Below are 25,135 nucleotides of genomic sequence, written 5' to 3' on the forward strand. Positions count from 1 at the left end.
CGGCCCGTTACCGGTCACCGTCGAAGATGACCAGAGCTGCCGTACTATTGCTGATCGTCCTGGGCGTGCTCGTCGGCCTGTCCACACACATGGTCGTCAATTGCGGGGACGAGGACGATCCCGACGTTTGCGCGGCCGTGATCGGTTTCTCGCCGCTCCGCGGCTCGCTGATCGCCTTTGCCTATGAAGGGCGCGGGCGGATCGCGCTGCGCCACGGCGACTTCAGGCGGGCGATCGCCGATTTCGACGAGGCCATTCACCTCAATCCCAACCGCGCCTCGCTTTATCGCGACCGCGCGACCGCGCGCCGGCAGAGCGGCGACCTCGAGCTCGCCATTGCGGATTACGACGAGGCGATCGCGCATGATCCCAAGCTCGCCGCGCCCTATCACCAGCGCGGTCTCGCGCTCGCCGCCACCGGCGATCTCGATCGCGCCATCCTGAGCTACAACACGGCGGTCCGTCTCGACCCCTCCGATGCGCAGGCCCGCCTCGACCGTGGCCTGGCATTCCTCGCCCGCGGCCAGGCCGACGATGCGCGCGCCGATTTCGAAGCCGCGCTGGCGCTGCCCGCCGGCAAGGATGTCCGCACGCGCGAAGCAGCGCGCGCCAAGCTCGCCGAACTCAGCGCCGAGCCGACCCGGGTTTTGGCACCGCGGCGGTGAAAGATATCTAGAGCTGCGGGCTCTTCCCCTCTCCCCTTTGCGGGAGAGGGTGGCTCGCCGCGATAGCGGCGAGACGGGTGAGGGGTATCTATCCGCGCGTAGAAATCTCGCAGACGAGTTCGCTGAAGCAACCCCTCATCCGGCGCCATAGCCGAAGCTCCGCTTCGGCGTTCCTAAGAACGGCGGCCGAAGGCCGCCTATGCCACCTTCTCCCGCAAGGGGAGAAGGAAGAAAGCGCAGCTACTTCTTCTTGGCCTTCGCCTTCGCGGCCTTCTTCACCGGCTTGTCCTTCGCCGGCTTCTTCTCAACCTTCGCCGCGATCGGCGTGCTGGCCGCGATTCGCATCGATCGCGCGTAGCTGTCGGCGACGTTGTCGGCGGACATCTGGAGGCGCTTGGCGGCGGCGGTGGCCTGCTCCATGGTGGCCTTGGCCATCATCTTGAAGCGGTCGCCGGTCTCCTTGCCCTTGGCCTTGGCCGCAAGGCCGTTGAAGCGATCCCGCCGCTCCTTGGCGCGGGTCATCAGGCCCGTATGCAGCTGTCTGGCCAGTTGCCGGATCACGACATCCAGGTCGGCGTCCGCCATGTTCTTCTATCCTCTTGAAAACAGTATCGATGCGGGCGGGACTATGCAGATCGGGCCCCGCCTTGGCAATTCCCGGCCGGGCGTCATCCGCAGCTTCCGGTTACCAAAACAAAAAAAGCCGCGCATTTCGCGCGGCTTTTTGCCGAGTCCGTGCAGATGGGCTACGTCCGCCTCACTTCAGCGAGGCCACCGGGCCGCTGGACGCGGCCGGGTCGGGATCGAAGCCGAACACGCCGACCAGGTATTTGTAATAGTCCGGCATCTTCTCCTTCAGCGTCTCGCGCGACTTGGGGTCGTGGAATTCGCTCTTTCCGGCCAGGAAGATGCTGGCGGTCACGGCGAAGAACTCCATGGGATTCTTCAGCGCATAGGATTCCTTGGGCAGGAGGTCCTTGGACTTCGCCAGCGTGTAATAGCCGATCACGCCCTTGTTGGCGTAGCCGTCCGGCAACAGGCGCGCGTGATAGGCGTGCAGGAGCTCGTGCAGCAGCACCGCCTCCTTCTCGTATCGCATCATGTCCGGCCGCAGCATGATCACGCCGAGCCCCGAATCGACCGCGAGGTCGATGGCGTTCGGGTTGGTCCAGCGCTGCTTGTTGGGGTCCCAGACCGTCAGCGTCCGGGGAGCGGTGCGCTGCATGTCCGGCGTGACCCTGCCGTAGCATGCGGTCGCGGCGCCTTCGTCGAGGCAGGCCAGCTCGTTCGCGACGATCGGGACGGTGTGGAAGAAGCGCAGTATGCGCGGGGAGAGGCCGACGCCTTCGACGACGTCGATCTGGCGCTTCAGATTGTCGGTGAGCTTGTCGACATCCTTGCGATCGGAATTCTCCGACAGGTCGAACATGTAGCCGCGGTAGCTCTGGAAGCCCGGCGGCAGCGCCTGCGCTGCTTCAGCGGGCGCATCGAGCGGTCCGGCATTGGATGGACTGGTGAAAAGCGCGCCGACGATGGTCGCGGTCAGCAGCAACGCAATGCGCATGATGAACCCCCTGATGTCACTTCGCCCGGCAGAATAGGCCACCGTTGTTTGCGAAAAGTGAGTGGGGCGAGACTAGGGCAGCGATGTTGAGGCGTGCTTAACCGTTGGTTGCAGATCGCTCAGGCGGATTAGTGCAGGGTTAACCAAGGAGGGTATCCGGGCCCGGCGCTTCGGCGTAACATCCGGTCCGGGTACAAAGCCCACATCAATAGCCGGGAGGAGGAAGTCATGTATGCCGCCATCCGTCAGGCCAAGGCGAAAAGCGGGAGCGCGGAGGAGCTGGCGCGCCGCATCAAGGACGGCGCCGTTCCGATCATCAGCGACGTTGACGGCTTCCGCGCCTACTACGTCGTCTATGCCGGCGACGACACGGTCACCGCGATCTCGATCTTCGACAAGTTCGAACAGGCGGAGGAGGCGAACCGGCGCGCGATCGCCTGGATCGAGAAGGATCTCGGCCCGCTGCTCGCCGGCGACGCGCGCGCTGCCGCAGGGCCGGTGATCGTGCATACGCTGGCGTGAGTTGCTGGTCGCCGCCACACATTCCGCTGTCATCGCCCGCGAAGGCGGGCGATCCAGTACTCCGAGACGGCCGTGATCGAACTGAGACGCTGCGGCGTACTGGATGCCCCGCCCCCGTGCGCAATTGCGCACTAGGCGGGGCATGACAGCAGTGTGCTTTACAACTCCCGTGCGTTCGAGAACGCGAACGAACTCACGCGCCGCGTCGTCTCGTCCAGGATCAGCGTGCGCGTGATCGGCGGCTCGGCGCGCTGGGCGCAGTTTTCGCGCTCGCAGAGGCGGCAGTTGACCCCGATGGGCGTGCCTTCCGCCTTCTCCAGGTCCATGCCGGCGGCGTAGACGAGGCGCGCGGCGTGGCGGATCTCGCAGCCGAGGCCGATGGCGAAGCGCGGCTGCGGCAGCGGGTGCGGCGCCACCGGCCGGCGCACCATCTGCGCGATCGAGAAATAGCGCGTGCCGTCGGAGAGCTCGATCACCTGCTTCAGCAGGCGATCCGGCGTGTCGAAGGTCGAGTGCACGTTCCACAGCGGGCAGGTGCCGCCGAATTTCGAGAATGGGAAGGTGCCGGAGGAAAAGCGTTTCGAGACGTTGCCGGCATTGTCGACGCGGAGCAGGAAGAACGGAATGCCGCGCGCGTTCGGCCGCTGCAAGGTGGTGAGGCGGTGGCAGACCTGCTCGAAGCCGGAATTGAAGCGCTGCGCCAGCACGTGGATGTCGTAGTTCAGGGCTTCGGCTGCGGCGAGGAAGGCGGGGTAGGGCATCATCACCGCCGCCGCAAAATAGTTGCCGAGCGTGATGCGGAACAGGCGCCGCGGCGCGTCGTCGAGCGGGCCGGCGCGGCCGATGATGGTCTCCAGCTGCTGCGCGCATTCGCCAAGGCCGAGCTGAAAGGCGAGCTGGAACGCGCGCCCGGGCGGGTCGACCAGCTCCGAGATCAGCAGCTGGCGGCGGTGGCGGTCGAAGCGCCGCAGCGTCTCGCGCATCACGTCGACAGGCATGATGCGGGTCTGGACCGAATGCTTTTCGCGCAGGCGCGCGGCCAGCGCCGCGTAGAGCCCTTCGGCCGGCACGTTCAGTTCGTCGCGCAAGGCTTCTGCAGCCTGCTCGAGCTCCGGAAAATAGTTGCGGTTGGCCTCGATCAGCTCGCGCACCCGCTCGACCGGATTTGTCTCGTAGCGCGTGCCAACGTCGCGGTCGGCCATTTGCGCGGCCGCCAGCGTCTCGCCCTGACGGGCCTCGGTATAGGCCGCGTACAGCCGCTGCAGCGCATGGGTGACGCCGGGGCAGAGCTCGGCGAGGTCGCGCAGCTCCTGCTTGGGCACGTCGATCTGGCGGAACAAGGGATCGGAGAAGATCTCGTTGAGCTCGGCGAAGAACCGGTCCTCGTCGGCGGTGGCGAGGTCGCGCAGGTCGAGGTCATAGGTCTCGGCCAGCCGCAGCAGGATCTGGGCGGTCACCGGGCGCTGGTTGCGCTCGATCAGGTTGATGTAGCTCGGCGAGATCCCGAGCCCCTCGGCGATCTGGGTCTGCGACAGCCCCAATTGCTGCCGGATCCGCCGGAAGCGCGGGCCGACGAACAGTTTCTTCCCGGATTCGGCAGGCATTTTTCAGATCTCCAGGGCGATTAAGGACAGTCTCGCTGACCTATAATTTTACAAACTTTACAAAATAACATCTGTTACATGTTCTTATGTTACATGACATCACCAATAAAAAACAAGCCATCTATACGAAGTTTCCGTTTTCGCGTTTAGCTCCTGACACGCATTTCGCAATGCACTGTCAAGAATGTCGATGGCCAGACATCGCCATCGTCAGCGAAAGGATCAGGCACATGAACTATCAGCCCCGTGGCATCAGCACCTTCCAGGCTCCGGCCTCGTATCAGAGCGAGATCGATGCAGCCCAGGCGCTCCTCGAGACCCAGCCGACCTGGAACGGGGTGACGGCCGAGCACATCGCGCGCATGCGCCTGCAGAACCGCTTCAGGACCGGCCTCGACGTCGCCCGCTACACCGCGGCGCTGATGCGGGCCGACATGGCCGCCTATGACGGCGATCCCACTAAGTACACCCAGTCGCTGGGCTGCTGGCACGGCTTCATCGCCCAGCAGAAGCTGATCTCGGTCAAGAAGCATTTCGGCAAGACCGATCGCACCTACCTGTATCTCTCGGGCTGGATGATCGCGGCGCTGCGCTCCGAGTTCGGACCGCTGCCCGACCAGTCGATGCACGAGAAGACCTCGGTGCCGGCGCTGATCGAAGAGCTCTACACCTTCCTGCGCCAGGCCGACTCGCGCGAGCTCAACGACATCTTCCGCAACCTCGACAAGGCGCGCAAGGAAGGCGACAAGACCCGCGAGAAGGAGTTGATCGAGAAGGTCGACAACTTCCAGACCCATGTCGTGCCCGTCATCGCCGACATCGACGCCGGCTTCGGCAACGCGGAAGCGACCTATCTGCTCGCCAAGAAGATGATCGAAGCGGGCGCCTGCGCGCTCCAGATCGAGAACCAGGTCTCGGACGAGAAGCAGTGCGGCCACCAGGACGGCAAGGTCACCGTGCCGCATGACGTCTTCCTGGCGAAGATCCGCGCCTGCCGCCACGCCTTCCTCGAGCTCGGCGTCGAAGACGGCATCGTCGTGACCCGCACCGACTCGCTCGGCGCTGGCCTGACGCAGCAGATCGCCGTCAGCCACAAGCCCGGCGACATCGGCGACCAGTACAACAGCTTCCTCGATTGCGAGGAAATCACCGCGGAGAACGCCCGCAACGGCGACGTCATCATCCACCGCAACGGCAAGATGATGCGTCCGAAGCGGCTGCCCTCCAACCTCTACCAGTTCCGTCCCGGCACCGGTGAGGACCGCTGCGTGCTGGATTGCATCACCTCGCTTCAGAACGGCGCCGACCTGCTCTGGATCGAGACCGAGAAGCCGCATATCGAGCAGATCGCCAAGATGGTCGATCGTATCCGCAAGGTGGTTCCGAACGCGAAGCTGGCCTACAACAACTCGCCGTCGTTCAACTGGACCCTCAACTTCCGTTGGCAGGTCTACGACGCGATGAAGGAAGCCGGCAAGGACGTCAGCAAGTACAACCGTGCCGAGCTGATGAAGGCGGAATATGACGACACGCCGCTGGCGAAGGAAGCCGACGAGCGCATCCGCACCTTCCAGGCGGATTCGGCCAAGCGTGCCGGCATCTTCCACCACCTGATCACGCTGCCGACCTACCACACCGCGGCGCTCTCGACCGACAATCTGGCCAGGGAGTACTTCGGCGAGCAGGGCATGCTCGGCTACGTGAAGAACGTCCAGCGCGCCGAGATCCGTCAGGGCATCGCCTGCGTGAAGCACCAGAACATGGCCGGCTCCGACATCGGCGACGACCACAAGGAGTACTTCGCCGGCGAGGCTGCCCTGAAGGCGGGCGGCGCCCACAACACGATGAACCAGTTCGGCTAACGCACCACGCTATCCAAGAGGAGACTGACAATGACCAAAGGCAGCAATTTCTGGGTGATCGGCGGCGAGTTCGGTTCGATGAACTTCCACAAGCTCGTGGAAGGCTCGGCCCAGGTGCAGGGTCCGTTCAAGACCCGCAAGGAAGCCGAAGATGCCTGGCGTACGGTCTCGGAAGAGAACCGCCACAAGGCCGGCGTCCGCTTCTCCATCGTGGAAGAGCCCTCGCGGGTCTCGGCCTGACGGCTGCCTGATTAATCAAGAAGACGTCCAAGGACGGAGGGTCCCATCCGGCGCAAGCCGGGTGGGATCGTCTGTTTTTGGCACAGGTGAGACAGCTGTGGGCGCCGTAAGTATTTGGAATTGTGGACCCTTTGCGGACGGTTTGGTTGCTGATAGGTTAATGGAGGCAAGTGAGGACGAGGCCGACAATGTCAGAGCCCGAGACCAGCGGGACCCATCCCAGCCAGCCGCGCCCGGTGCGGCTGCGCGACGCGCTGTTGCGCGCGCGGATCGAGGCCGCCGACCGGACCGGCGTCGTCGTCGATTTGCGCGATGCCGAGGTGGCGCGGCTCGAGATCCTCAACGACGCGCTCGATCCCTTGTTTGCACAGGTGCCCGAGCAGATCGACCTGTTCGACCGCGGCATCAGCCAGGGCGATACGCCCCGACTCTGGATCGACGTCGTCGCGCACATCATGATGGGGCGCGACAAGCGGATGTACCGCTTCGTCCAGGACACCCGCTTCGGCCGCATCGTGCTCGCCGAATCGCACGACACCTCCGTGATCGTCGAGGCTGTCACCGACTATGTCGCCCGCCGCATGATCGAGCGCGAGCATGCGATGGTCGTGCTGCCCGAGCCGAAGCCGGAGGCTGCGGAGCGGCCGGCCCGCTCGCGCGTCTGGCCGTTCGTGTTCGGCTTCATCCTCGGCGCCGCCGCCTTGTTCGGCGTCGCCGTGCTGGCGGCCCTGCGGAGCTGGTGAATTTCCCTCCGCCGTCATTGCGAGCGAAGCGAAGCAATCCAGGAATCTTTCCGCGGAGGGACTCTGGATTGCTTCGCTTCGCTCGCAATGACGGTGAACTAGATCAACCTTGCGTGCTTGATCTCTCGGATCTGAAATCCGGACCCGAGTCCGCGCACTGTCTGCTCGCAGCGCCAGCCGGCATTGTCCTTCTCGATCGTGAACAGATTATACGCCGCCGCCGGGTAGCGCCCGTGTGCGAGCGCGGACGCCGACGGCACGCCGATCGCGGGAATGTTGCCGTTGGGCCCCTCGAACCACATCGTCGAATGAATGTGGTCGTGGCCGTGCAGGACCAGCTCGACGCCGTGGCGCTTCAAGAGTGCCAGCAGATCGGCCGCGTCCGTCATCCGCTTCTGGCGCGCGTCGGACTTCAGGGGATGATGCACCAGCAGCACGCGGAAGACGCCTTCCGCCGCGAGCCGTTCGAGAACCTGGTCGAGGGCTGCGAGCTGATCGCGCCCGAGCGTGCCCGTCGCCATCAGCGGCAGGGTGGGCACCGCCGTGGACAGGCTGATCAGCGCGAGCGGCCCGCGCCGGCGCAGGGCCGGAAAGCCGACGCTGCCGTCGTCGCTTGCAAGATAGGGCGCAAAGGTCTCGCCGAAGCGATGAAAGGTGGCGCGGACATAGGCGTCGTGATTGCCGGGAATCGTGGTGACGCGGTCGGGCGGCCCGACGCCGTCGAGCCAGGCGCGCGCGGGCGCGAACTCCGCCTCCAGCGCCAGATTGACGAGATCGCCCGTCACCGCGATGTGGTCGGGCGCCAGCGCCTTGACGTCGGCGACGAGTGCGTCGAGCACCTCGCGGCGCTGGTACCTGTGGCGATTGCGCGTCCAGTTGACGTAGCCGAGCGCGCGCTTGCCGGCGAGCTCGATCAGCCGCGGCTTCGGCATGGGCGGCAGATGCGGGTCGGACAGATGGGCGAGCGTGAAGGGAGCCATGGCGCGCGATTGCCTCGCTATTGCTCCGCTGTAATGGCAAGGTCGCGAGGACTGTGCAAGCCAAGCCTCGCGCAAGGCCTGAAGAGGGGACTGAAGAGAGCCTGATGGAAGATCGTCTCAACCGCGTCCGACGGAAGTTCGAGCCGCTGCTGCGGCGAATCTTCCACGCCTATTTCCTGCTGGTTCGCGGCATGACCCTCGGCGTTCGCGCCGTGGTGCTGGATTCCGAGAACCGGGTGTTCCTGGTCAGGCACAGCTACATCTCCGGCTGGTATCTGCCCGGCGGCGGCGTCGATCTCGGCGAGACCATGGAGCAGGCGATGCGGCGCGAGCTCAAGGAGGAGGGCGACATCGACCTCACCGCGGACGCCATGCTGCACGGCATCTTCCTCAACAACCACGTCTCCCGCCGCGACCACGTCGCGGTCTACGTGGTCAGGCAATTCAGGCAGGATCGCCTGCCCGCGCCCAACCACGAGATCGTCGAGTGCGGGTTCTTCGCGATCACGGCGCTGCCCGAGGGGACCACGCCAGGGACGCGGTTGCGGATCGCGGAGGTACTGGGCGGCCAGCCCCTGATTGCGACGTGGCGCTGAGGGCGGCCTGTGCTAGTAGTCACCGCGACTGCGGTCTCGACATATGGACGAGGGATGAAGCTTGCCTGAATCGACGAAGTCATGGCCATTTCGGGTCGCCGTGCTGGTTCCCTGTTACAATGAGGAAGCCGCCGTCGCGACGGTCGTCGCCGATTTCCGCAAGGCGCTGCCTGCGGCCGAAGTCTACGTGTACGACAACAACTCGACCGACCGTACCGCGACGATCGCGCGCGAGGCCGGCGCGATTGTGCGTAGCGAACGGCGCCAGGGCAAAGGTCACGTCGTGCGCCGCATGTTCGCGGACATCGAGGCGGACATCTACGTGCTCGTCGATGGTGATGCGACCTACGACGCGCCGAGCGCTCCGCGCATGATCGACAAGCTGCTCGATGAGCATCTGGATATGGTTGTGGGGCTCCGTGTCGATCAATCGCAAGCGGCCTACCGACGTGGTCATCGCATGGGCAACCGGGTGTTCACCGGTTTCCTGGCATCGACCTTCGGTCACGCCTTCAAGGACATGCTGTCCGGTTACCGCGTGTTCTCGCGTCGCTTCGTCAAATCCTTTCCCGTTCTGTCCGACGGTTTCGAGATCGAGACCGAATTTGCGGTCTATGCGCTGGAATTGTCGCTCCCGGCCGCCGAGGTCGAGACGCCCTATTACGCGCGTCCGGAGGGGTCCTTCTCCAAGCTCAATACCTGGCAGGATGGTTTGCGCATCTTCAACACGATGCTGAAGCTCAACCGATCGGAGCGGCCGCTGCGCTTCTTTTCGGCGATCGGCATCGTCCTCGCGCTGCTGTCGATCGCTCTCGGGCTGCCCGTCGTCATCACCTACCTCGAAACCGGCCTCGTGCCGCGCCTGCCGACCGCCGTGCTCTCCATGGGTCTGATGATCATGGCGCTGCTTTCGGCTTCGTCGGGGCTCGTGCTCGACACCGTGACGCGCGGCCGGCGGGAAATGAAGATGCTCGCCTATCTGTCCCAACCGCCGTTCGGGAGGAACTGAAATGGCCTCGGAGGCGGACGTAATCCCATGGACCACCGCCCTCCGAGGTGATATCCCGCCGACGCCGCCCGACTGTTTTTTCCGACACCAACCGATGATTCCGCTTGAACACGCTGTGACGCGATGAACGATCTCTCACTCACCATCCTGTCCGAAGCCGCCGGCGATGCTCAGGCAATCGAGCGGCTGCACGAACGCACCTTCGGACCCGGCCGCTTTGTGCTGAGCGCCTATCGCATCCGCGAGCACGTCGATCATGTGCTCGAACTGTCCTTCACCGCCCGCGTCGGTACGCTGCTGGTCGGATCCGTGCGGCAATTGCCGATCTGCGTCGGCGACACGCCGGCGCTGCTGCTCGGGCCGCTGACGGTTGAGCCTCCGTTCCGCGGCCGCGGCGTCGGCCGGCAGCTGCTCGAGCGCGCGCTGAAGGATGCGAAGGCGCAGGGCCACCGCCTGGTGCTGCTGGTCGGCGACGAGCCCTATTACAGCCGCGTCGGCTTCAAGCCAGTGCCGAAGGGACGGGTCACGATGCCGGGCCCGGTCGATTACGCCCGGCTCCTCGTCGTCGAACTCGTCGAGGGCGCGTTCGAAGGCGTATCGGGGCCAGTCGGTCCGGACTGGAGCAAGGCGCCAACCTGACGCGCCATCCCTTCGAAGCTCACATGAGGTAGGGTAGTGCCGGTCGATCAGCAATATTACCGAGAGGTGGCGTCCGGGGGGACGGCGGAAAAGCTGCTCATCGCGGCGCGCGACCGCATATTCCAGGATTTCATCGCCCACATGCAGCCGTCCGCGTCGGACGAGATCCTGGACGTCGGAGTGTCCGACGTGATCAACGACGGCGCAAACGTACTGGAAAGAAGCTACCCACATCAGCACAAGATCACGGCCTGCGGGCTCGGCGAAGGAGTCGAGTTCAAGGCGGCTTTTCCGCTTTGCCGTTACGTGCAGATCGAGCCGAATACTCGGCTGCCGTTCGACGACAACGAATTCGACGTTGCGACGTCCAATGCCGTGCTCGAGCATGCCGGAAGCCACGAAAACCAGAGGCTCCTGGTCAAGGAGCTTTGCCGCGTTGCGAGGCGGGTGTTCATAACGGTGCCCAACAGGTTCTTTCCGGTCGAGCACCACACGGCGATCCCGCTGGCGCACTACCTGGACGGCACCTTCAGGATCGCCTGCATGATCACCCGCAAGTCGGAATGGACCGACGAGCAGAACCTGATCCTGATGACACGAAAACGGCTGCTGGAGTTCACCGCGCTGATCGCCAGGCCGGCGGCGGTGGGCTACACCGGCTTGTCGCTCGGCCCGTTATCGTCCAATCTCTATCTTGCATTTCGCTAACCGCAGAGCCAGCGCCTCCCGCCGCGGCAAGATCCCAATGAAAAACATCCGTACGAGCAAAGCCGTTTTCGCCGTCTTGTTTCTCGCGATTCTGGTCGGCCATTTCTGGACCATGTTGCGATGGAGTGAGGCTCGCGGCGTCTACGACGACATCTGCTACCTGCGGCAGGCGCATCTGTTCCAGAGGTTCGGGCTGGTGGGAGGCTTCGACACCAACCTCACCCGCGACGACGATGGCTATCTGAAAGCAAAGCTGAAGGCGATCGACTACCCGAAGTGGGACGATACGACCGATGCGCCCTGTCACAACTTGATGCCGGCCACAGGGAAGGTCGTCATCCAATACCCGCCCGGTGTCGGCCTCGTGTTGGCGTTGTTTCCGCCAGGTCACCAGGTCGCACCCATGTACATGCTTGCGACGGGTGTCGTCTTCGGCTTCGCGCTATTTGCCCTCTCTCTCGCGCGCACCACAAGGTCGGTGCTGATGGTCGGGACGTTCGGCTGTCTTGCCATCTACGTGATGGTCAATCCGGTGAAGGCGAGCTATTCGATGGCCCCGACGGCCGTCGTGTGCGCGCTCGCAGGATGTCTCACGGCGCGATGGCTGACGAGCCCGCAATCTCAACCGAGGATCGGGCTGTTGGCGTCCATCGGCTTCCTGCTCGGCTTGACGGTCGATTTCCGCCTGGCCAACCTCTTCCTGGCGTCCGGCTATTGCATGTTTCTCCTGGTCGCGTTCCTGGCGGAACGCACGATGCCCCGGTTCTTGCAGGGGGTCGCGTTCGGCATTGCGTTGCTGGCCGGCGTGGTGCCGACCATCGTCTCTTACGCCGTCAATGCCGGCAGTCCGTTCGCGTCGACCTACGGCAACAATCCCGATGTCAGGCCGCTGGATTTCTCGTTCGCAGTGATCCGGGACTATCTCGCCGACCCGCTCCAGACGTTGTTGATCGTCATCGGAATCGCGAGCTCGCTCTGGCTGTTGCGGCAGCCGAATGGCGCTCGCCGTGTCGCACAGCTCACGATCGCCAATCTGGCGATCAATCTCGCCTTCTTCCTCACCTATCCGATCGCGACGCCATACTACACCATCCCGATTTCTCTCCTGACGCTGTGGAGCCTGCTGTTTGCCCACCTCTTCCAGGAGGCGGCAGAGGACGCCCCTGAAGCGGCCGCTTGGGCCAAAGCGTGATGAATTCAGGTGGGTGCATCTGCCGCGACGGGCTTGTCCGGAGGGAGTAGCGACGATGCAGGTGCGCCCCGCTGATATCGGTGAGATCGATCATCTCGCCAGCATGTGGCACGACGTCTGGCATGAATCGCACGCGCATCTTGCGCATCCGGAGCTGGTCCGTCTCCGCACGCTTGCGAGCTTTCGCGATCGGCTCGCGGTGATGCTTCCCGATGTCTGCGTCGTCGGCCCGGCTGGAGCGCCGCTCGGCTTGTGCGCTCTCAGGGGTGACGAATTGTACCAGCTCTTCGTGTCGTCAAAGGCACACGGGACAGGCGTGGCCGCGGCGCTGATCGCCGATGCGGAGGCACGGCTCGCCGCGCGCGGCGCGGAGCTGGCGTGGCTGGCATGCGCGGTCGGCAACATGCGCGCTGCACGGTTCTACGAGAAAAGCGGCTGGCGCAACGCCGGCACCTTCGTGAAGATGTCAGAGACCTCGAACGGGCCTTTCCCCGTGAACCAGTGGCGCTTCGAGAAGCCGCTGGTGTGTGCGACTCCGTGAGTGGGAAGCGCAGCAACCCACCCCATACTTCGTCATTGCGAGCGTAGCGAAGCAATCCAGAATCTTTCCGCAGAGGCAGCCTGGATTGCTTCGTCGCAAGAGCTCCTCGCAATGACGGTGCGTTTCGGGGCCCGCAGGCCCCGACCCGAACAACGCTAGAACTTGAAGTTGGCGAACGCCCGCACGCCGATGCCGGGCATCAACACCTCGTCCTTGGTGTAGGACACCGAGTTGCGGATGTTCTCGTTGAGGAGATTGTTGCCGACGATGCCGGCAATCATCTCGCGTGCGCCGAACCAGTTGCGGTCGAGCTTCGTCTTGTAGCTGACCTCGGCCTTCAGGAGGTTGTAGCCTGCCGTCGGCGTCTCCGCGATCACGGCCACGTTGTTCTGCGCGAAGGCGTGCAACAGGTTGACGCGCATCAGCCAGTTGTCGTCGCGCCAGAACACGCCGCCGCCCATTCTGAGCGGCGGAATCCGCGGCACGTTGGTGCCGTCGCTGAAGGTGGCGCGGACCACGTCGAGCTGGTTCTCGATGCCCCAGATGCCGCCCTGGAACGCGCCAACATCGAATTGCGACTGGAATTCGCCGCCGCGGAAATTGGCATTGCGCTGCGAATAGACGGCCTGGTTCAGCTCGGCGCCGGGCGTGCCGCACGAGGCAAAATCGTCGTCGCACATCACGCCGGTGAGGCGGCGAAAGATGAAATTGTCGAAATGCGTGTAGTAGACGGTCGCCTCGAACCGGAACGGTCCCGTCGCCTTGCGCACGCCGACCTCGACCGACTTGGCGGTCTCGATCGTCAGGTTCGGATTGCCGATGTCGAAGGTCGCGGTCGCATCATGGGCGCCGCGCGAGAACAGCTCGGCGGCCTTCGGTGCGCGCTCGACATATTGCGCGGTGATGCTGCCGACCATGCCGCCGGGCAGGTCCTGCAGCAGGCCGATGCTGCCGCTCTTCGGCGTGTAGGACGGATTGCGCGCGATCGCCACCTGCGGCGTGCCGTCGGGCAGGTAGTCGGCCGGGAAATTCGGCGTGGTGCCGTGCAGCTCGACATGCTCGATGCGGCCGGCGATCTGGGCTCGCGTCGCGTCCGTGAACTTGAACTCGTTGAAGGCGTAAGCAGCAACGCGGGTGTTGTTGTTGGGGTCCCACAGGCCGTTGAACAGCGTGCCGGGATTGTCGGGGCTCGGTGCCGTCAGCTCCTGATGACCGACCTGGAAGCCCAGCGCCGTCGTCACCTCGGCGAAGCGCGCGTTGAACGGCATCAGCTGCACCTCGGTGCGGATCTCCTGCTCCTTGTTGGTGAAGGTCTGCCGCACGCCGTCGGTGTTGGGATCGGCGGGATCGGCAAGGCCGATCTCGTTGTGCCGGTAGTCGGTCGCGCCAGCCCAGAAGCGGATGGTGTCGATCGCGGCGGCATCGGGACGGTACTCGCCCTTGACGTTGATCTTGGTCTGGTGGCCGTCGATGCGCGTGTTGTGGTCGGCGCCGTCGATGCCGGGGATGTGGTAGAGCGAGTCGTTCTGCGTAATCGCGGCCCCGATATAGCCGCCCTGGAAGAAGTAGGAGCCGCCGATCGAGGCGCCGTCCGAGCGCGTCGCCGAGTTCGGCTGGCGGCCGTTGGCGACGGATCGCGTCTGGTCGTTCAGATAGGGATAGCTCGGGATGCCATAGTCCGTGGTGGTGCGGCCATAGACGTCGGCATGGAACGCGAAATGGCCGCCGCCGGTGTCGAGCAGCACGCCGCTTTCGACGCCGCGATCGACCGAGCTGAACGCCGTGCGCGTCTCGGCCGTGACGCAAGGCGAGGTCGCGGCGGTCGCCAGCGGCGCCTTGGTCGGCAGGCCGTAGGTCTGGAACGATGGTGCGCAGCTCGGCAGCGCATCCGGAATCCGGTTGTTGGTGGCGCTGACGACGCCGCCGATCGAGGTGGAGCCGTAGCGCAGCGCAGCAGGCCCGCGCACCACCTCGACCTGGTTGGTCGCGAGCGGATCGATCGGGACGAAATGATCCTCACCGAGATCGGAGGCGCCGCCGGAATTGGTGCCGTTCTCGACGATGCCGACGCGGTTGACGTCGAGCCCGCGGATGATCGGCCGGCTGGAGGCGCCGGGCGCGAAGCTCGAGCCGGTGATGCCAGGCTTGGAGAACAAGAGATCGCCGAGCTGACCGCCGCCCTCGCGGCGGATCTCCTCGTTCGGCACCACCGTGACGGTGGCGAACTGGTTGGTCACAATGGGCAGCACGCCTTGCTGAGGTGTCGCGGCGGTGACTGCTGCCGGTGGCGCAGCTTCGGCCGTGTGTTGTTGGCTGCGCGACCGTCCGGTGCGCGCGACGCGGACTGGGCTGCGGGTCGGTACCACCCTGCGCACGATGGGGCTCGGCGCCGTCACGGTGACGGCGGGGATCTCGGTCGACGACTTGTCCTGCGCAGTCTGTTGTACCGGTTGTTGTACTGGTTCTTGGGCGAACGCAGATGTGGCGGCGGCGCCGAGCAGGAGCAGGCTCGCTCCGGCGAGATGCTGCACGCGTCGCAATTCAAATGACATGGTCCTGATTCCAGTCAGGCGCGTCCGCAAGATGTTTGTTGATCGGAGGCGGCCTGCCGTCGCGGTGCGACGGAATTCGGCTTCAACTTCTCCCGGGCGATCGTCCGCGCGTGTGGCGCGGCGAGCCCGGGCGTGATCAAACGACGTTGGAAGTCAGGACGCGGGTGGGGCGCGCGGCTGGAACGCCGTGCCGGCCGATTTCAGATGGATGAACTCGGCATCTAGGGTGCGGTGGAGCAGCTCGATCGCCTGCGGCAGCTCCAGGAGAGGCGGCGTCGAGAACAGGAGAGTGCCTGCCATCGCGACCACGGCGCAGATCGCGCAATTGTCCTCGCCCGGCTGCTCCCGGTCGGGGCCTGAAGGCGATTGCTTCTTGACCGCGCCGCGGTCGGTCGAGGCAACGTCGCTGCTGCTGTCGGTCTGCTGAAGCGACGCTGTCGCAAGGGGGGCGGCCTGGGCGAACCAGTGGCTGTGGCCGAATGTCAGCGCGAATTGCACCAGCATCGCGAACAACGCGAGCCGGGCGCCGTGCCTGATATTCGACCGGAACCACTTCATCTGGAAACGCCACCCCACATCGCGAGGCATCTCTCCCCGAGATGTCGCGATGTTATATTGTAACATCGCCCGATCGGTCTGTGGATGTCAACGGCAAGCGGATCAACGGGCGCAGGCGGCCGATCCGATGTGTCGTTCGGGCAACTAGAGCGCGATGGGTTGAACTCGAATCGAGATCAGCCAACAGTGGTGCTCTCTCCCTTCCCTCTCCTTTGCGGGGCAGGGGAATCGCATATGAGAGCGGTTCCTGCGGCCATCCTTCGAGACGCCCGCTTTCGGCGGGCTTCCTCAGGATGAGGGCGGCGTGCGTGGCAGCAGCTTCGACGGGCACGGTGCCGCTTAGCCTCATCCTGAGGAGACCGCTGAAAGCGGTCGTCTCGAAGGATGAGGCGTGCGGTGAGGCGCTGTCAAAGGTCATAAGCGAGAGCCCTCCCCCGCAAGGGGGGAGGGAACGCACCGCCGTCGCGGCGCTAGGCGAGTCCGATCCCATCGCGCTTCAGGAAATCACCGCCCTTCGCGGACCCAGGTCGCGGCGAAAGCGCCGAGCAGCAGCAACAGGCCGATCAGGCCGGCGAAGATCGGCAGCACGCCGACGCCCTTCACGACGCTGGCGTCGCGCATCCGCACGCCCATCCAGCCGTCGCCATGGAAGACGCTCACCGAGCGCACCGGCACGACGCGCGGCAGCTCGACGCTAGAGCCGTCGACCACGCGCACGGCATTGCCGCCGGTCGCCTGCGTCAGCGGCTTCAGGGTTTCGGTGGTGGAGGTGACCTCCGAAAACTCCTTCGGATTGGTCGGGCCGACATTGATCAGCGCCTTCAGCGTGCCGTCGGTCGCCTGCCACAGGCCGAGTTCGTTGGCCGGCAGGCTGGCGCGCCACTCGCCGGGATCGCCGGCGCTCAGCGTCAGGTCGCGCGACACGCCCGACGGCGAGGTCACGCTCACCGGCTGCACGCTGTCCGACATGGTCTGGCGCACCACCACGAGGTCCTTGCCCTGCACCTGGAGGCGCAGTGCTTCTTCATCGAGATCCGGCTGCTTCATCAGCCAGTGCGACATCCGCCTGAGCAGGTCGAGATGCGGGCCGCCGCCCTCATAGCCGCGCGCCCACAGCCAGATGTGGTCGGAGAGCAGCAGCGCGACCCGTCCCTCGCCGAAGCGCGACAGGAACAATAGCGGCTTGCCGTCGACGCCCGTCATCACAGGCGGGTTGACGGAATTGCGGGTGTCGACGGTGCGGAAGAAGCGGCTCCAGCGCGGCGGCTCGCTTGCCGAGCCCTCCAGCCCGCGCGTGACCGGATGGCGTTTGCCGATGTCGGACAGGTGCGCATAGAACGGCTTCTCGGTCACACCGACCGGCTCGGCCGGCAGCACCGAATCCAGCGGCGTGCGCCAGATGCTGGTATTGGAGGCGTAGTCGGGACCGGCGGAGACGAGCACCGCGCCGCCCCCACGCACATAGCGCGCGATGTTGTCGAAATAGGCGATCGGCAACACGCCCTGGCGGGCGTAGCGATCGAAGATGATTAGCTGGAATTCGTTGATCTTCTGCTGGAACAGCTCGCGGGTCGGAAACGCGATCAGCGACAATTCGTTGATCGGCGTGCCGTCCTGCTTCTCCGGCGGGCGCAAAATGGTGAAGTGCACGAGATCGACGCTGGCGTCGGACTTCAGGAGGTTGCGCCAGGTGCGCTCGCCGGAATGCGGCTCGCCCGAGACCAGCAGCACGCGCAGCTTGTCGCGCACGCCGTCGATGGCGACGACGGCGCGGTTGTTGACCGGCGTCAGCTCCCGCTCGAGCGGCGAGGCCTCGATCTCGACGATGTTCGGGCCGGCATGCTTGATGTCGACGTCGACGCTCGCGCTCTGGCCGCTTCCCAGCGTGCGCTCGTTGATGACCTCGCCGTCGCGGCGAACCGTGACCTTGGCGCGCTCGCCGGAGACGCCCTGGTCGTCGAGACGGTAGGTGATGGTCTGGACCTGGCCGACGATGCCGAAGCGCGGCGCCGCCGTGATCGCGATGCGGCGGTCGCGCTCGTCCTTCTGCCCGGTGATCAGCGCGTGCACCGGGGCCTGGAAGCCGAGCGCGGCGGCGTTCGCGGGAATGTCGTGGACGCGGCCGTCGGTGATCAGGAACGCGCCGGCGACGCGGTCGACCGGCACGTCGGACAAGGCCGAGGCGAGGGCGCCGAACAGTCTTGTGCCGTCGGTCTCGCCGTCGGCCTGTCCGGCGTCGACGACGCGGACCTCGAGGCCCTTGATCTTCTTCAGGCCGTCGACCAGCGCTTCCTGCGCCGCTGCTGCCTCGCGATTGCGGTTGCCGAAATTCTGGCTCGGGCTCTTGTCGACCACGACCGCGGCGACCGAGGTGAGGGGATCGCGGTCCTCGCGGGTGAAGGAGGGATTGGCGAGCGCCAGCAGGAACAGCACCAGCGCGGCCACGCGCACCGCAGCGCCGCGCGCACGCGCCAGCAGCAGCACGAGCGCGATGACGACGATCGCGGCCAGCGCGAGCCACAGGACGATCGCGGGAACAAGCGGCGTGAACGCGATGCCGTAATTCATGTCGATCCTATTGCCCCAGCCGTTCGATCAGGGCCGGTGCGTGCACCTGGTCGGCCTTGTAGTTGCCGGTCAGCGTGTACATCACGATGTTGGCGCCGGCACGGTAGGCGAATTCGCGCTGGCGTGGGTCGCCGCCGGTCACCGGCAGCATGTACTGGCCGTCGGGGCGCACGGCCCAGGCGCCGGCAAGATCGTTCGAGGTGATGATGATCGGCGAGACGCCGTCGCCGCCGCGCGCCGGACGCTGCGCGCTCTCGTCGTCGTCATCGCGCGGCAGGGTCTCCACCCAGGTCTGGCCGCTGTTGAAGCGCCCGGGGAAGTCGCGCAGCAGGTAGAAGGTCTTGGTCAGAACGTGCTCGCGCGGCACCGGCTCGAGCTCGGGCACGTCGAGCGAGGACAGGATGTCGCGCAGCGCCCGCATGCCCGGCGTCTGCGAGGCGCCGTTGTCGCCGGCCGGCGCTTCGATCGCGTCGCGGGTGTCGAACAGCACGGTGCCGCCCTGCTTCATGTAGGCGTCGATCTTGTTGATGGCGTCCTGCGGCGGCTTGGGCGCGCCGGGCACGATCGGCCAGTAGATCAGCGGGAAGAAGGCGAGTTCGTCGCGCGCGGGATCGATGCCGACGGGATCGCCGGCCTCGAGCGCGGTGCGCTGCGCCAGGAACAGCGTCAGTCCGGTCAGGCCGGCCTTGACGATGGAATCGACGTCGGCATTGCCTGTCACGACATAGGCGAGGCGGGTCTGCGATACCGCCTTCATCGCGAACTCGTCCGTGGTGCTGTCGGCGCGCGCGGGTGTCGGCGACAGCGCCGGGAGGCCCGCAAGCACGAGGCCGAGCAGGATCATTGCAGGCGCGGCGCGGCGGCGCAGCAGCGCGGCGAGGCCGCCGCCGAGCACCGCGACGATGATGGCGTCGACCAGGAATAAGGCGAGCGCCGTCGACAGCAGCCAGCCGCGTAAGTCGCGCGGCTCGGCATTGGTGTAGGTGGCGTGCCGGGCGCGCAGGCTCGCGGTGTTTAGGGCTGCGATGCGGTCGGCGCTAGCAAGCGTGTTCACGGCGAGCGGTCCTTCTGCCGGACCGTAGAAGCCCGGCGGATGATCGGGTGTGGCGCGGTCGCGATAGTCCGCGGGCAGCGGCTTTGCCGTGGCCGGCGGCGGACCGAAGGCGCCGAAGCCGTCGAGCATGTGCAGCGGCGCCACCGTCTCGGTGGTCGCCTCGCTGGCGACCCCGGCGCCGGGCTTGGCGGTGTAGCCGGACATGTCGACGACCCGCCTCAGCATTTCGACGAAGATGCCCGACATCGGCAGATCCGACCAGCGCATGTCGGCGCTGACGTGGAACAGGCTGACGATGCCCTTGCCGCGATGCTCGCCCGTCACCAGCGGCGTGCCGTCTTCCAGCGACGCCCAGCTCTTGGTGGCGAGCACGGCATCGGGCTCGGCCAGCACTTGGCGGCTCACGGTGACGTCCTTGGGGACCACGACGCCGGCAAACGGACCGTCGGCCGCGAAGGCGGCGAGGTGCTGCGGCTTTTCCCAGGTCAGGCTGCCGCCGAGCGTGCGGCCGCCCTTGCGCAGCTTGACCGGCACGAGATCGTCTTCGGCCTGCGCCAGGCGGGGCCCTGCGAACCGCACCAGCACGCCGCCCTGGTCGATCCAGGCATTGAGACGCTCGCGGATTTCAGGCGCGATGGTGCCGACATCGGCCAGGATGATCATCGGCAGCTTCTGGTCGAGGAACTGGGTGATGCCCTGCTGCGGCGAGCCCTTGTCGGCGAGCCGCACGTCGGCGAACGGCGCCAGCGCGCGGGTGAGGTAGAAGGTCGGCGCCAGCAGCGGCTGCGCGGTCTCGCTGGTCGCGCCCGAGACGATGCCGATGGCGCGGCGGCGCCAGCGCTTGTCGAGCAGCTGCACCGCGCCGGCGGAGCGCTCGCCCGATATCTCGAGCCGCGTGATGTCGTTGCGCAGCTCGACCGGCAGGTCGAACGCGGCCTCGGTTTCCTTGTCCTGCGGGCCGAACGAATAACGGGCTTCGCCGATCGGCGAAGCCTTCTGGTCCAGCGCGCGCACGGTGCCGACGGCAATGCCGCTGTCGGTGCGCAGCACCTTCACCGTCATCCTGGCGGCGGCGTTCTCGGCCGCGACGAGCGCCAGCGGAGAGGAGGTGCCGCCTTCGAACACGGTCAGGCTGCGATCGCCGATGGTCTTGCCGAGGGCCTGCACGAATTCCTCGCCGCGGCCGGTATCGACGCCATCCGACAACCAGGCGATCTCGCAGTCGCCGGTCGCTTTCAGGAAACGATCGACCGCTGCGAGGGTTTCGACGCGCTCGATCGAATAGGGTTTCGGTACCAGCTGGCGCAGCGCGACGCGCGCCGCCCCCGCCGGCATCAGGGTGATGTCGCGGTTCGGCTCGGACAGCGGCACCAGCGCGATGGCGCGGCGGTCGTTGTCGGCGTTGGCGATCAGCTCGTCGGCGGCCCTGATCCTGATGTCCCAGTTCGAGGCCGCGCTCCAGCCGTCGTCGAACATGATCATCAGCGGCGCCTTGCTGCCGGCAAGCCCCGTCTGCGGATTCCAGATCGGGCCGGCGGCGGCGAAAATGACGAGCGCCGCTGCCAGGAGGCGCAGCGCAGTCAGCCACCACGGCGTCCGCGAAGGCGTCTCTTCCCTTGGCGCGATGTCGAACAACAGGCGCGTCGGCGGAAACTCGATCCGGCGCGGCCGTGGCGGCATCACGCGCAGGAGCCACCACAGCACCGGCAGGCTGACGAGGCCGATCAGGAGCAGCGGTTCGGTGAAGGCGAGCGGCAATCCCATCATGCGGCCGGCCCCGCTTTGATGAAGGTGGTGCGCGCGCCCGACTTGCTCACCTGCATGCCGGCATGCAGGAACAGCAGCAATTCGGCGGCGGAGCGGTCGGTCGCGTGCGTCGTGAACAGCCAGTCGAGCTTTGAGGTCTGGGCGCGGATCTGGTCGCGGTGCAGCGCGAGCCGTGCGGTGTAATCCTGCGCCCAGCTCTCGGCGCGGCCGGCGGTGATCACGCCAAAGCCTTCCGGCTCGACGAACTCGATGCGGCCGGAATAGGGGAACGACTCCTCGGCGGGGTCGACGACCTGCACCATCGTGCCATGGGCGCCGGAGCCGGAGAGCCCTGCGAGCGTCGCACTGATCTCCGCGATCGGCGACCAGAAATCCGACAGCACGATGATCTCGGCGAGCGCGGAAGGAACGAAGGACGGCGGCAGGCTCAGCCGGTCGGCATCGTCATGCAGCATCGCCTGTGCCATCTTGTCGATGACGCTGCGGCTCGCGGTCGGTGCCATCAGCCCGGGAATGCCGACGCGCTCGCCGCCCGAGACCAGCAGCTCGGCCAGCGCGAAGGCGACGATCAGGGTGCGTTCGAGCTTGGACTCGCGCGCGGTCTTCGAGGCAAAGGCCATCGACGGCGAGCGGTCGGGCCAGATCCAGACCGTGTGCGAGGCTTCCCATTCGAGCTCGCGGACATAGAGATGGTCGTCGCGCGCCGAGCGCCGCCAGTCGACGTTCTGCGACGGCTCGCCGGAGACGAAGCGGCGGTATTGCCAGAAATTTTCGCCGGAGCCGGCGCGGCGCCTGCCGTGCAGGCCGTGGATGACGTTGGCGGCGACGCGGCGGGCCTCGAGCACCAGGCGCGGCAAGGAAGCTGCGAGCGTGCGGCTTTCGCCATCGGCACGTCGGATCGCGATGATCTCCTTCGCTGTGTGCCCGTTCTCAGCGGCCATCAACCGATCCGTGTTTTCAACTGCCGGATCACGTCCGGAATCGTGCGCCCTTCGGCGCGCGCCTGGAAGGTCAGTGCCATGCGGTGCTTCAGAATAGGTTCGGCGAGGTCGAGCACGTCGTCGATCGAGGGTGCGAGCCGTCCGTCGATCAGCGCGCGTGCGCGCACCGCGAGCATCAGGGATTGGCTGGCGCGCGGGCCGGGGCCCCAGGCGATGAACTTGCCGGTCTCGCCGCTGTCCGGACCCGGACGGGCCGAGCGGACCAGCGACAGGATCGCCTCGACCACGGAATCGCCGACCGGCAGGCGGCGGATCAGCCGCTGCGCGGTGATCAGCGCATCCGCGGTCATCGAGCCCCTCGCCAGCGTCTCTTCGGCGCCGGTGGTCTCGAACAGGATGCGGCGCTCGGCGTCGCGATCGGGATAGTCGACGTCGATCTCCATCAGGAAGCGGTCGAGCTGCGCTTCGGGCAGCGGATAGGTGCCTTCCTGCTCCAGCGGGTTCTGGGTCGCGAGCACGTGGAACGGCTTCGGCAGGTCGTGACGCGCGCCGGCAACGGTGATGTGCTGCTCCTGCATCGCCTGGAGCAGCGCCGATTGCGTGCGCGGGCTGGCGCGGTTGATCTCGTCGGCCATCAGGAGCTGCGCGAACACCGGACCTGCGATGAAGCGGAAGGCACGTCTGCCCGCGGTGCTCTCGTCGAGCACCTCGGCGCCGAGGATGTCCGACGGCATCAGGTCGGGCGTGAACTGGATGCGCTTGGCGTCGAGACCCAGCGTGACGCCGAGCGTCTCGACCAGCTTGGTCTTGGCAAGGCCGGGCACGCCGATCAGCAGCGCATGGCCGCCGGAGAGGATCGTGACCAGCGTGTTCTCGATCACGCGGTCCTGGCCGAAGATGACGGACCCGATCGCCTCCTTCGCCGCGCGAATCTGGCTCGAGACCTGCTCGGCCGAGCGGACGATTCCATCCTCGAGTTTCTCGACACTCTCCGCCATCCGTTAGCTCCTTCAGCCTGCCGCGCGGCTCGCTCGCGTCGCCATGTCATCGCATCACGTCAGATGCATCGCGTCAGATGCATCACATCATCACATGGGCCCTATGCTAGACTTGCAGGAAGGCCATGTATTCGTTGAATTAACCTATCCCCACCTTATCGGCTTAAGGGTATGTAGGGCATCACGAAGTGGCGACCTCCACACCGGACTAATCCGGGGTGGAACCGTGCACCTGAGTACGACGTAGACCTGCACCAATCGTGCCAAAGGACAAAGTCAGGGCAAACCATGGCGAACCAAGGGCAGAGCGCCGATCGCGGTCTTGAGGGGCTGACTGCCGCTGCCAAGAGTGCCGCCGGTGCCGAAGGCGCCAAAAAGGGCCTGCCTCCGGTGCATCTGTGGAATCCGCCGTTTTGCGGCGATCTCGATATCCGAATCGCCTCCGATGGTACTTGGTTCTACATGGGGACGCCAATCGGGCGTCACGCGCTGGTCCGCCTGTTCTCGACCATCCTGAAGCGCGAGGGCGACAAGCACTTCCTCGTGACGCCGGTGGAGAAGGTCGGCATTCGCGTCGACGACGCGCCGTTCATGGCGGTCGAAATGCAAGAGGACGGCGAGGACAACCATCGCGTGCTGCGCTTCCGCACCAATGTCGACGACTGGGTCACCTGCGATGCCGCGCACCGGCTGCGCTTCGAGCCGGCAAAGGACGGCGGGCTGACGCCCTATCTGCACGTCCGCGCCGATCTATGGGCCAAGGTGACCCGCGCGCTCTATTACGATCTGGTTGACATGGGCGAGGAGCGGATGGTCGATGGCCAGCCGATGTTCGGCGTCGAGTCGGCCGGCGAATTCTTCGCCATGGCCGATGCGGAGCAGGTGAGGGCCGCGCTTTGAACAAGCCTATTCCCAGGAGCGAACCTGTCGCGTTTCGAGCGGCGGATTTCTTTGCCCGTTCCAGGGCGAAGCTCGGCTTCGACGTGCCGGCCGGCCTCTACGATCCCAACATCATTCCGGCCTCGGGCGATCCCGGGACCGACAAGATGCTCGAGATCGTCGCGCGCGAGCAGCCGGTGCGGCCGGCGGCGGTCCTGATCGCGGTGGTCGACCATCCCGAGCCGACCATCCTGCTGACGCAGCGCTCGGCGCATCTCAACGACCACGCCGGCCAGATCGCCTTTCCCGGCGGCAAGATCGACGCGACCGACGCCTCGCCGGTCGATGCGGCGCTGCGCGAGGCCGAGGAGGAGGTCGGGCTGTCGCGCGACTTCATCGAGCCGATCGGCTATCTCGATCTCTACGGCACCGCCTTCGGCTTCCGCATCCTGCCGACGGTCGCGAGGGTCCGGCCCGGCTTTGCGCTCACGATCAACCATTCCGAGGTTGATGATGCGTTCGAGGTGCCGCTATCCTTCCTGATGAATCCGGCGAACCACCAGCTGCACAGCAAGGAATTCCGCGGCATGGAGCGCTTTTACTATGCGATGCCGTTCGCTGAGCGTTACATCTGGGGTGCAACGGCCGGAATGCTGCGTGTGCTTTATGAGCGGATCTACTCATCATGATCCGGACGGTTCTGACCGAGATCGGAATCTTCCTCGTTCCCTTTGCCGTCTATGCGCTGTTCCTGGCTGCCAGCCGGTCCGGCCTGTTCGTGCAATCGTCCTGGCCGGTCACCATCGTCGCCCGCCTTGCTCTCGTGGCGATCGTGCTCGTGATCGCGGGTCTGATCGGCCTGGCGCAATTCTCCGGCGCCGGCCCGGATTCGACCTACGTTCCCGCCCATATCGAGAACGGCAAGTTCGTGCCGGGCACGGAAAGATAGGGGC

The 25,135-nt window shown here is 65.8% G+C and carries 24 protein-coding genes; 14 read left to right on the top strand and 10 right to left on the bottom strand.

From position 1 onward, the window contains the following. The first annotated feature begins 26 nt into the window (after positions 1 to 26). Positions 27 to 665, top strand: coding sequence for a tetratricopeptide repeat protein (locus XI08_RS26265; RefSeq protein ID WP_271576572.1), 639 nt, complete (start codon positions 27 to 29; stop codon positions 663 to 665). Positions 666 to 905: 240 nt separating this feature from the next. On the opposite strand, the gene XI08_RS26270 is transcribed toward XI08_RS26265, so the two are convergent. Then, positions 906 to 1,250: a hypothetical protein gene (locus XI08_RS26270; protein ID WP_271576573.1), complete on the bottom strand. Its 345-nt coding sequence runs from the start codon at positions 1,248 to 1,250 to the stop codon at positions 906 to 908. A 172-nt stretch (positions 1,251 to 1,422) separates the two neighbouring features. After that, a complete protein-coding gene (locus XI08_RS26275) occupies positions 1,423 to 2,229 on the bottom strand; it encodes a hypothetical protein (RefSeq protein WP_271576574.1) in 807 nt (268 codons plus the stop codon). A gap of 228 nt (positions 2,230 to 2,457) precedes the next feature. Between XI08_RS26275 and XI08_RS26280 the strand changes: the two genes are divergently transcribed. Beyond that, complete coding sequence (locus XI08_RS26280; RefSeq protein WP_027543691.1) at positions 2,458 to 2,751, top strand: antibiotic biosynthesis monooxygenase; 294 nt, start codon at positions 2,458 to 2,460, stop codon at positions 2,749 to 2,751. Positions 2,752 to 2,909: 158 nt separating this feature from the next. Here the strand turns inward: XI08_RS26280 and XI08_RS26285 are convergent, their stop codons facing one another. Further along, the gene (locus XI08_RS26285) at positions 2,910 to 4,355 is read right to left on the bottom strand and encodes a helix-turn-helix domain-containing protein (protein ID WP_027543690.1); all 1,446 of its coding nucleotides are present in this window, start codon (positions 4,353 to 4,355) and stop codon (positions 2,910 to 2,912) included. Positions 4,356 to 4,585: 230 nt separating this feature from the next. On the opposite strand from XI08_RS26285, the gene XI08_RS26290 reads away from it, so the two are divergent. The 3 genes from XI08_RS26290 (at position 4,586) to XI08_RS26300 (ending at position 7,200) form a co-directional block, all read left to right on the top strand. Then, a complete protein-coding gene (locus tag XI08_RS26290) occupies positions 4,586 to 6,217 on the top strand; it encodes an isocitrate lyase (RefSeq protein WP_271576575.1) in 1,632 nt (543 codons plus the stop codon). Positions 6,218 to 6,247: 30 nt separating this feature from the next. Then, entirely contained in the window at positions 6,248 to 6,457 is a 210-nt protein-coding gene (locus XI08_RS26295) for a DUF4170 domain-containing protein (protein ID WP_018323282.1), read from the top strand. A gap of 188 nt (positions 6,458 to 6,645) precedes the next feature. Further along, the gene (locus tag XI08_RS26300) at positions 6,646 to 7,200 is read left to right on the top strand and encodes a hypothetical protein (RefSeq protein ID WP_027543688.1); all 555 of its coding nucleotides are present in this window, start codon (positions 6,646 to 6,648) and stop codon (positions 7,198 to 7,200) included. A 98-nt stretch (positions 7,201 to 7,298) separates the two neighbouring features. Here XI08_RS26300 and XI08_RS26305 read toward each other — a convergent pair whose 3' ends face one another. Further along, positions 7,299 to 8,180, bottom strand: a complete 882-nt coding sequence (locus XI08_RS26305; RefSeq protein WP_271576576.1) for a metallophosphoesterase family protein — start codon at positions 8,178 to 8,180, stop codon at positions 7,299 to 7,301. A gap of 104 nt (positions 8,181 to 8,284) precedes the next feature. Here XI08_RS26305 and XI08_RS26310 point away from each other — a divergent pair, with 104 nt between their 5' ends. The 6 genes from XI08_RS26310 (at position 8,285) to XI08_RS26335 (ending at position 12,865) form a co-directional block, all read left to right on the top strand. Beyond that, the gene (locus tag XI08_RS26310; protein WP_135177907.1) at positions 8,285 to 8,776 is read left to right on the top strand and encodes an NUDIX domain-containing protein; all 492 of its coding nucleotides are present in this window, start codon (positions 8,285 to 8,287) and stop codon (positions 8,774 to 8,776) included. Between the two features lie 61 nt (positions 8,777 to 8,837). Beyond that, entirely contained in the window at positions 8,838 to 9,785 is a 948-nt protein-coding gene (locus XI08_RS26315; RefSeq protein ID WP_027543685.1) for a glycosyltransferase family 2 protein, read from the top strand. 123 nt (positions 9,786 to 9,908) lie between these two features. Next, a complete protein-coding gene (locus XI08_RS26320; protein WP_271576577.1) occupies positions 9,909 to 10,424 on the top strand; it encodes a GNAT family N-acetyltransferase in 516 nt (171 codons plus the stop codon). A gap of 36 nt (positions 10,425 to 10,460) precedes the next feature. Then, positions 10,461 to 11,132 (top strand): class I SAM-dependent methyltransferase, encoded by a 672-nt coding sequence (locus XI08_RS26325; protein WP_271576578.1) that lies wholly within the window; start codon positions 10,461 to 10,463, stop codon positions 11,130 to 11,132. Positions 11,133 to 11,169: 37 nt separating this feature from the next. Beyond that, a complete protein-coding gene (locus tag XI08_RS26330; protein ID WP_271576579.1) occupies positions 11,170 to 12,324 on the top strand; it encodes a hypothetical protein in 1,155 nt (384 codons plus the stop codon). 55 nt (positions 12,325 to 12,379) lie between these two features. Then, complete coding sequence (locus XI08_RS26335; RefSeq protein WP_271576580.1) at positions 12,380 to 12,865, top strand: GNAT family N-acetyltransferase; 486 nt, start codon at positions 12,380 to 12,382, stop codon at positions 12,863 to 12,865. 155 nt (positions 12,866 to 13,020) lie between these two features. On the opposite strand, the gene XI08_RS26340 is transcribed toward XI08_RS26335, so the two are convergent. From XI08_RS26340 to XI08_RS26365, 6 genes are all read right to left on the bottom strand, one after another. Continuing rightward, the gene (locus XI08_RS26340; protein WP_271576581.1) at positions 13,021 to 15,417 is read right to left on the bottom strand and encodes a TonB-dependent receptor; all 2,397 of its coding nucleotides are present in this window, start codon (positions 15,415 to 15,417) and stop codon (positions 13,021 to 13,023) included. A 153-nt stretch (positions 15,418 to 15,570) separates the two neighbouring features. Next, positions 15,571 to 15,975 (bottom strand): DUF2946 family protein, encoded by a 405-nt coding sequence (locus XI08_RS26345; protein WP_271576582.1) that lies wholly within the window; start codon positions 15,973 to 15,975, stop codon positions 15,571 to 15,573. 504 nt (positions 15,976 to 16,479) lie between these two features. Beyond that, positions 16,480 to 18,543 (bottom strand): hypothetical protein, encoded by a 2,064-nt coding sequence (locus XI08_RS26350; protein WP_271576583.1) that lies wholly within the window; start codon positions 18,541 to 18,543, stop codon positions 16,480 to 16,482. Between the two features lie 7 nt (positions 18,544 to 18,550). Then, positions 18,551 to 21,364: a DUF4159 domain-containing protein gene (locus XI08_RS26355; RefSeq protein ID WP_271576584.1), complete on the bottom strand. Its 2,814-nt coding sequence runs from the start codon at positions 21,362 to 21,364 to the stop codon at positions 18,551 to 18,553. After that, positions 21,361 to 22,305, bottom strand: coding sequence for a DUF58 domain-containing protein (locus tag XI08_RS26360; RefSeq protein WP_271576585.1), 945 nt, complete (start codon positions 22,303 to 22,305; stop codon positions 21,361 to 21,363). Before XI08_RS26360 ends, XI08_RS26355 begins: the two co-directional genes overlap by 4 nt. Then, entirely contained in the window at positions 22,305 to 23,303 is a 999-nt protein-coding gene (locus tag XI08_RS26365; RefSeq protein WP_027543674.1) for an AAA family ATPase, read from the bottom strand. The genes XI08_RS26360 and XI08_RS26365 overlap by 1 nt, the downstream gene beginning before the upstream one ends. 288 nt (positions 23,304 to 23,591) lie before the next feature. Between XI08_RS26365 and XI08_RS26370 the strand changes: the two genes are divergently transcribed. From XI08_RS26370 to XI08_RS26380, 3 genes are read left to right on the top strand one after another with little or no spacing between them, the layout of a single operon-like run. Then, on the top strand, positions 23,592 to 24,203 hold the full coding sequence (locus XI08_RS26370; RefSeq protein WP_092187737.1) for a DUF1285 domain-containing protein: 612 nt from the start codon (positions 23,592 to 23,594) through the stop codon (positions 24,201 to 24,203). Then, positions 24,200 to 24,871 carry a CoA pyrophosphatase gene (locus XI08_RS26375; protein ID WP_271576586.1) on the top strand — a complete coding sequence of 224 codons (672 nt, stop codon included), beginning with the start codon at positions 24,200 to 24,202 and terminating at the stop codon, positions 24,869 to 24,871. Before XI08_RS26370 ends, XI08_RS26375 begins: the two co-directional genes overlap by 4 nt. Further along, positions 24,868 to 25,131 (top strand): DUF6111 family protein, encoded by a 264-nt coding sequence (locus XI08_RS26380; RefSeq protein WP_027543671.1) that lies wholly within the window; start codon positions 24,868 to 24,870, stop codon positions 25,129 to 25,131. Before XI08_RS26375 ends, XI08_RS26380 begins: the two co-directional genes overlap by 4 nt. Positions 25,132 to 25,135 lie beyond the last annotated feature (4 nt).

The sequence above is a fragment of the Bradyrhizobium sp. CCBAU 11361 genome (assembly GCF_028128935.1).
Lineage (GTDB): Bacteria > Pseudomonadota > Alphaproteobacteria > Rhizobiales > Xanthobacteraceae > Bradyrhizobium > Bradyrhizobium niftali.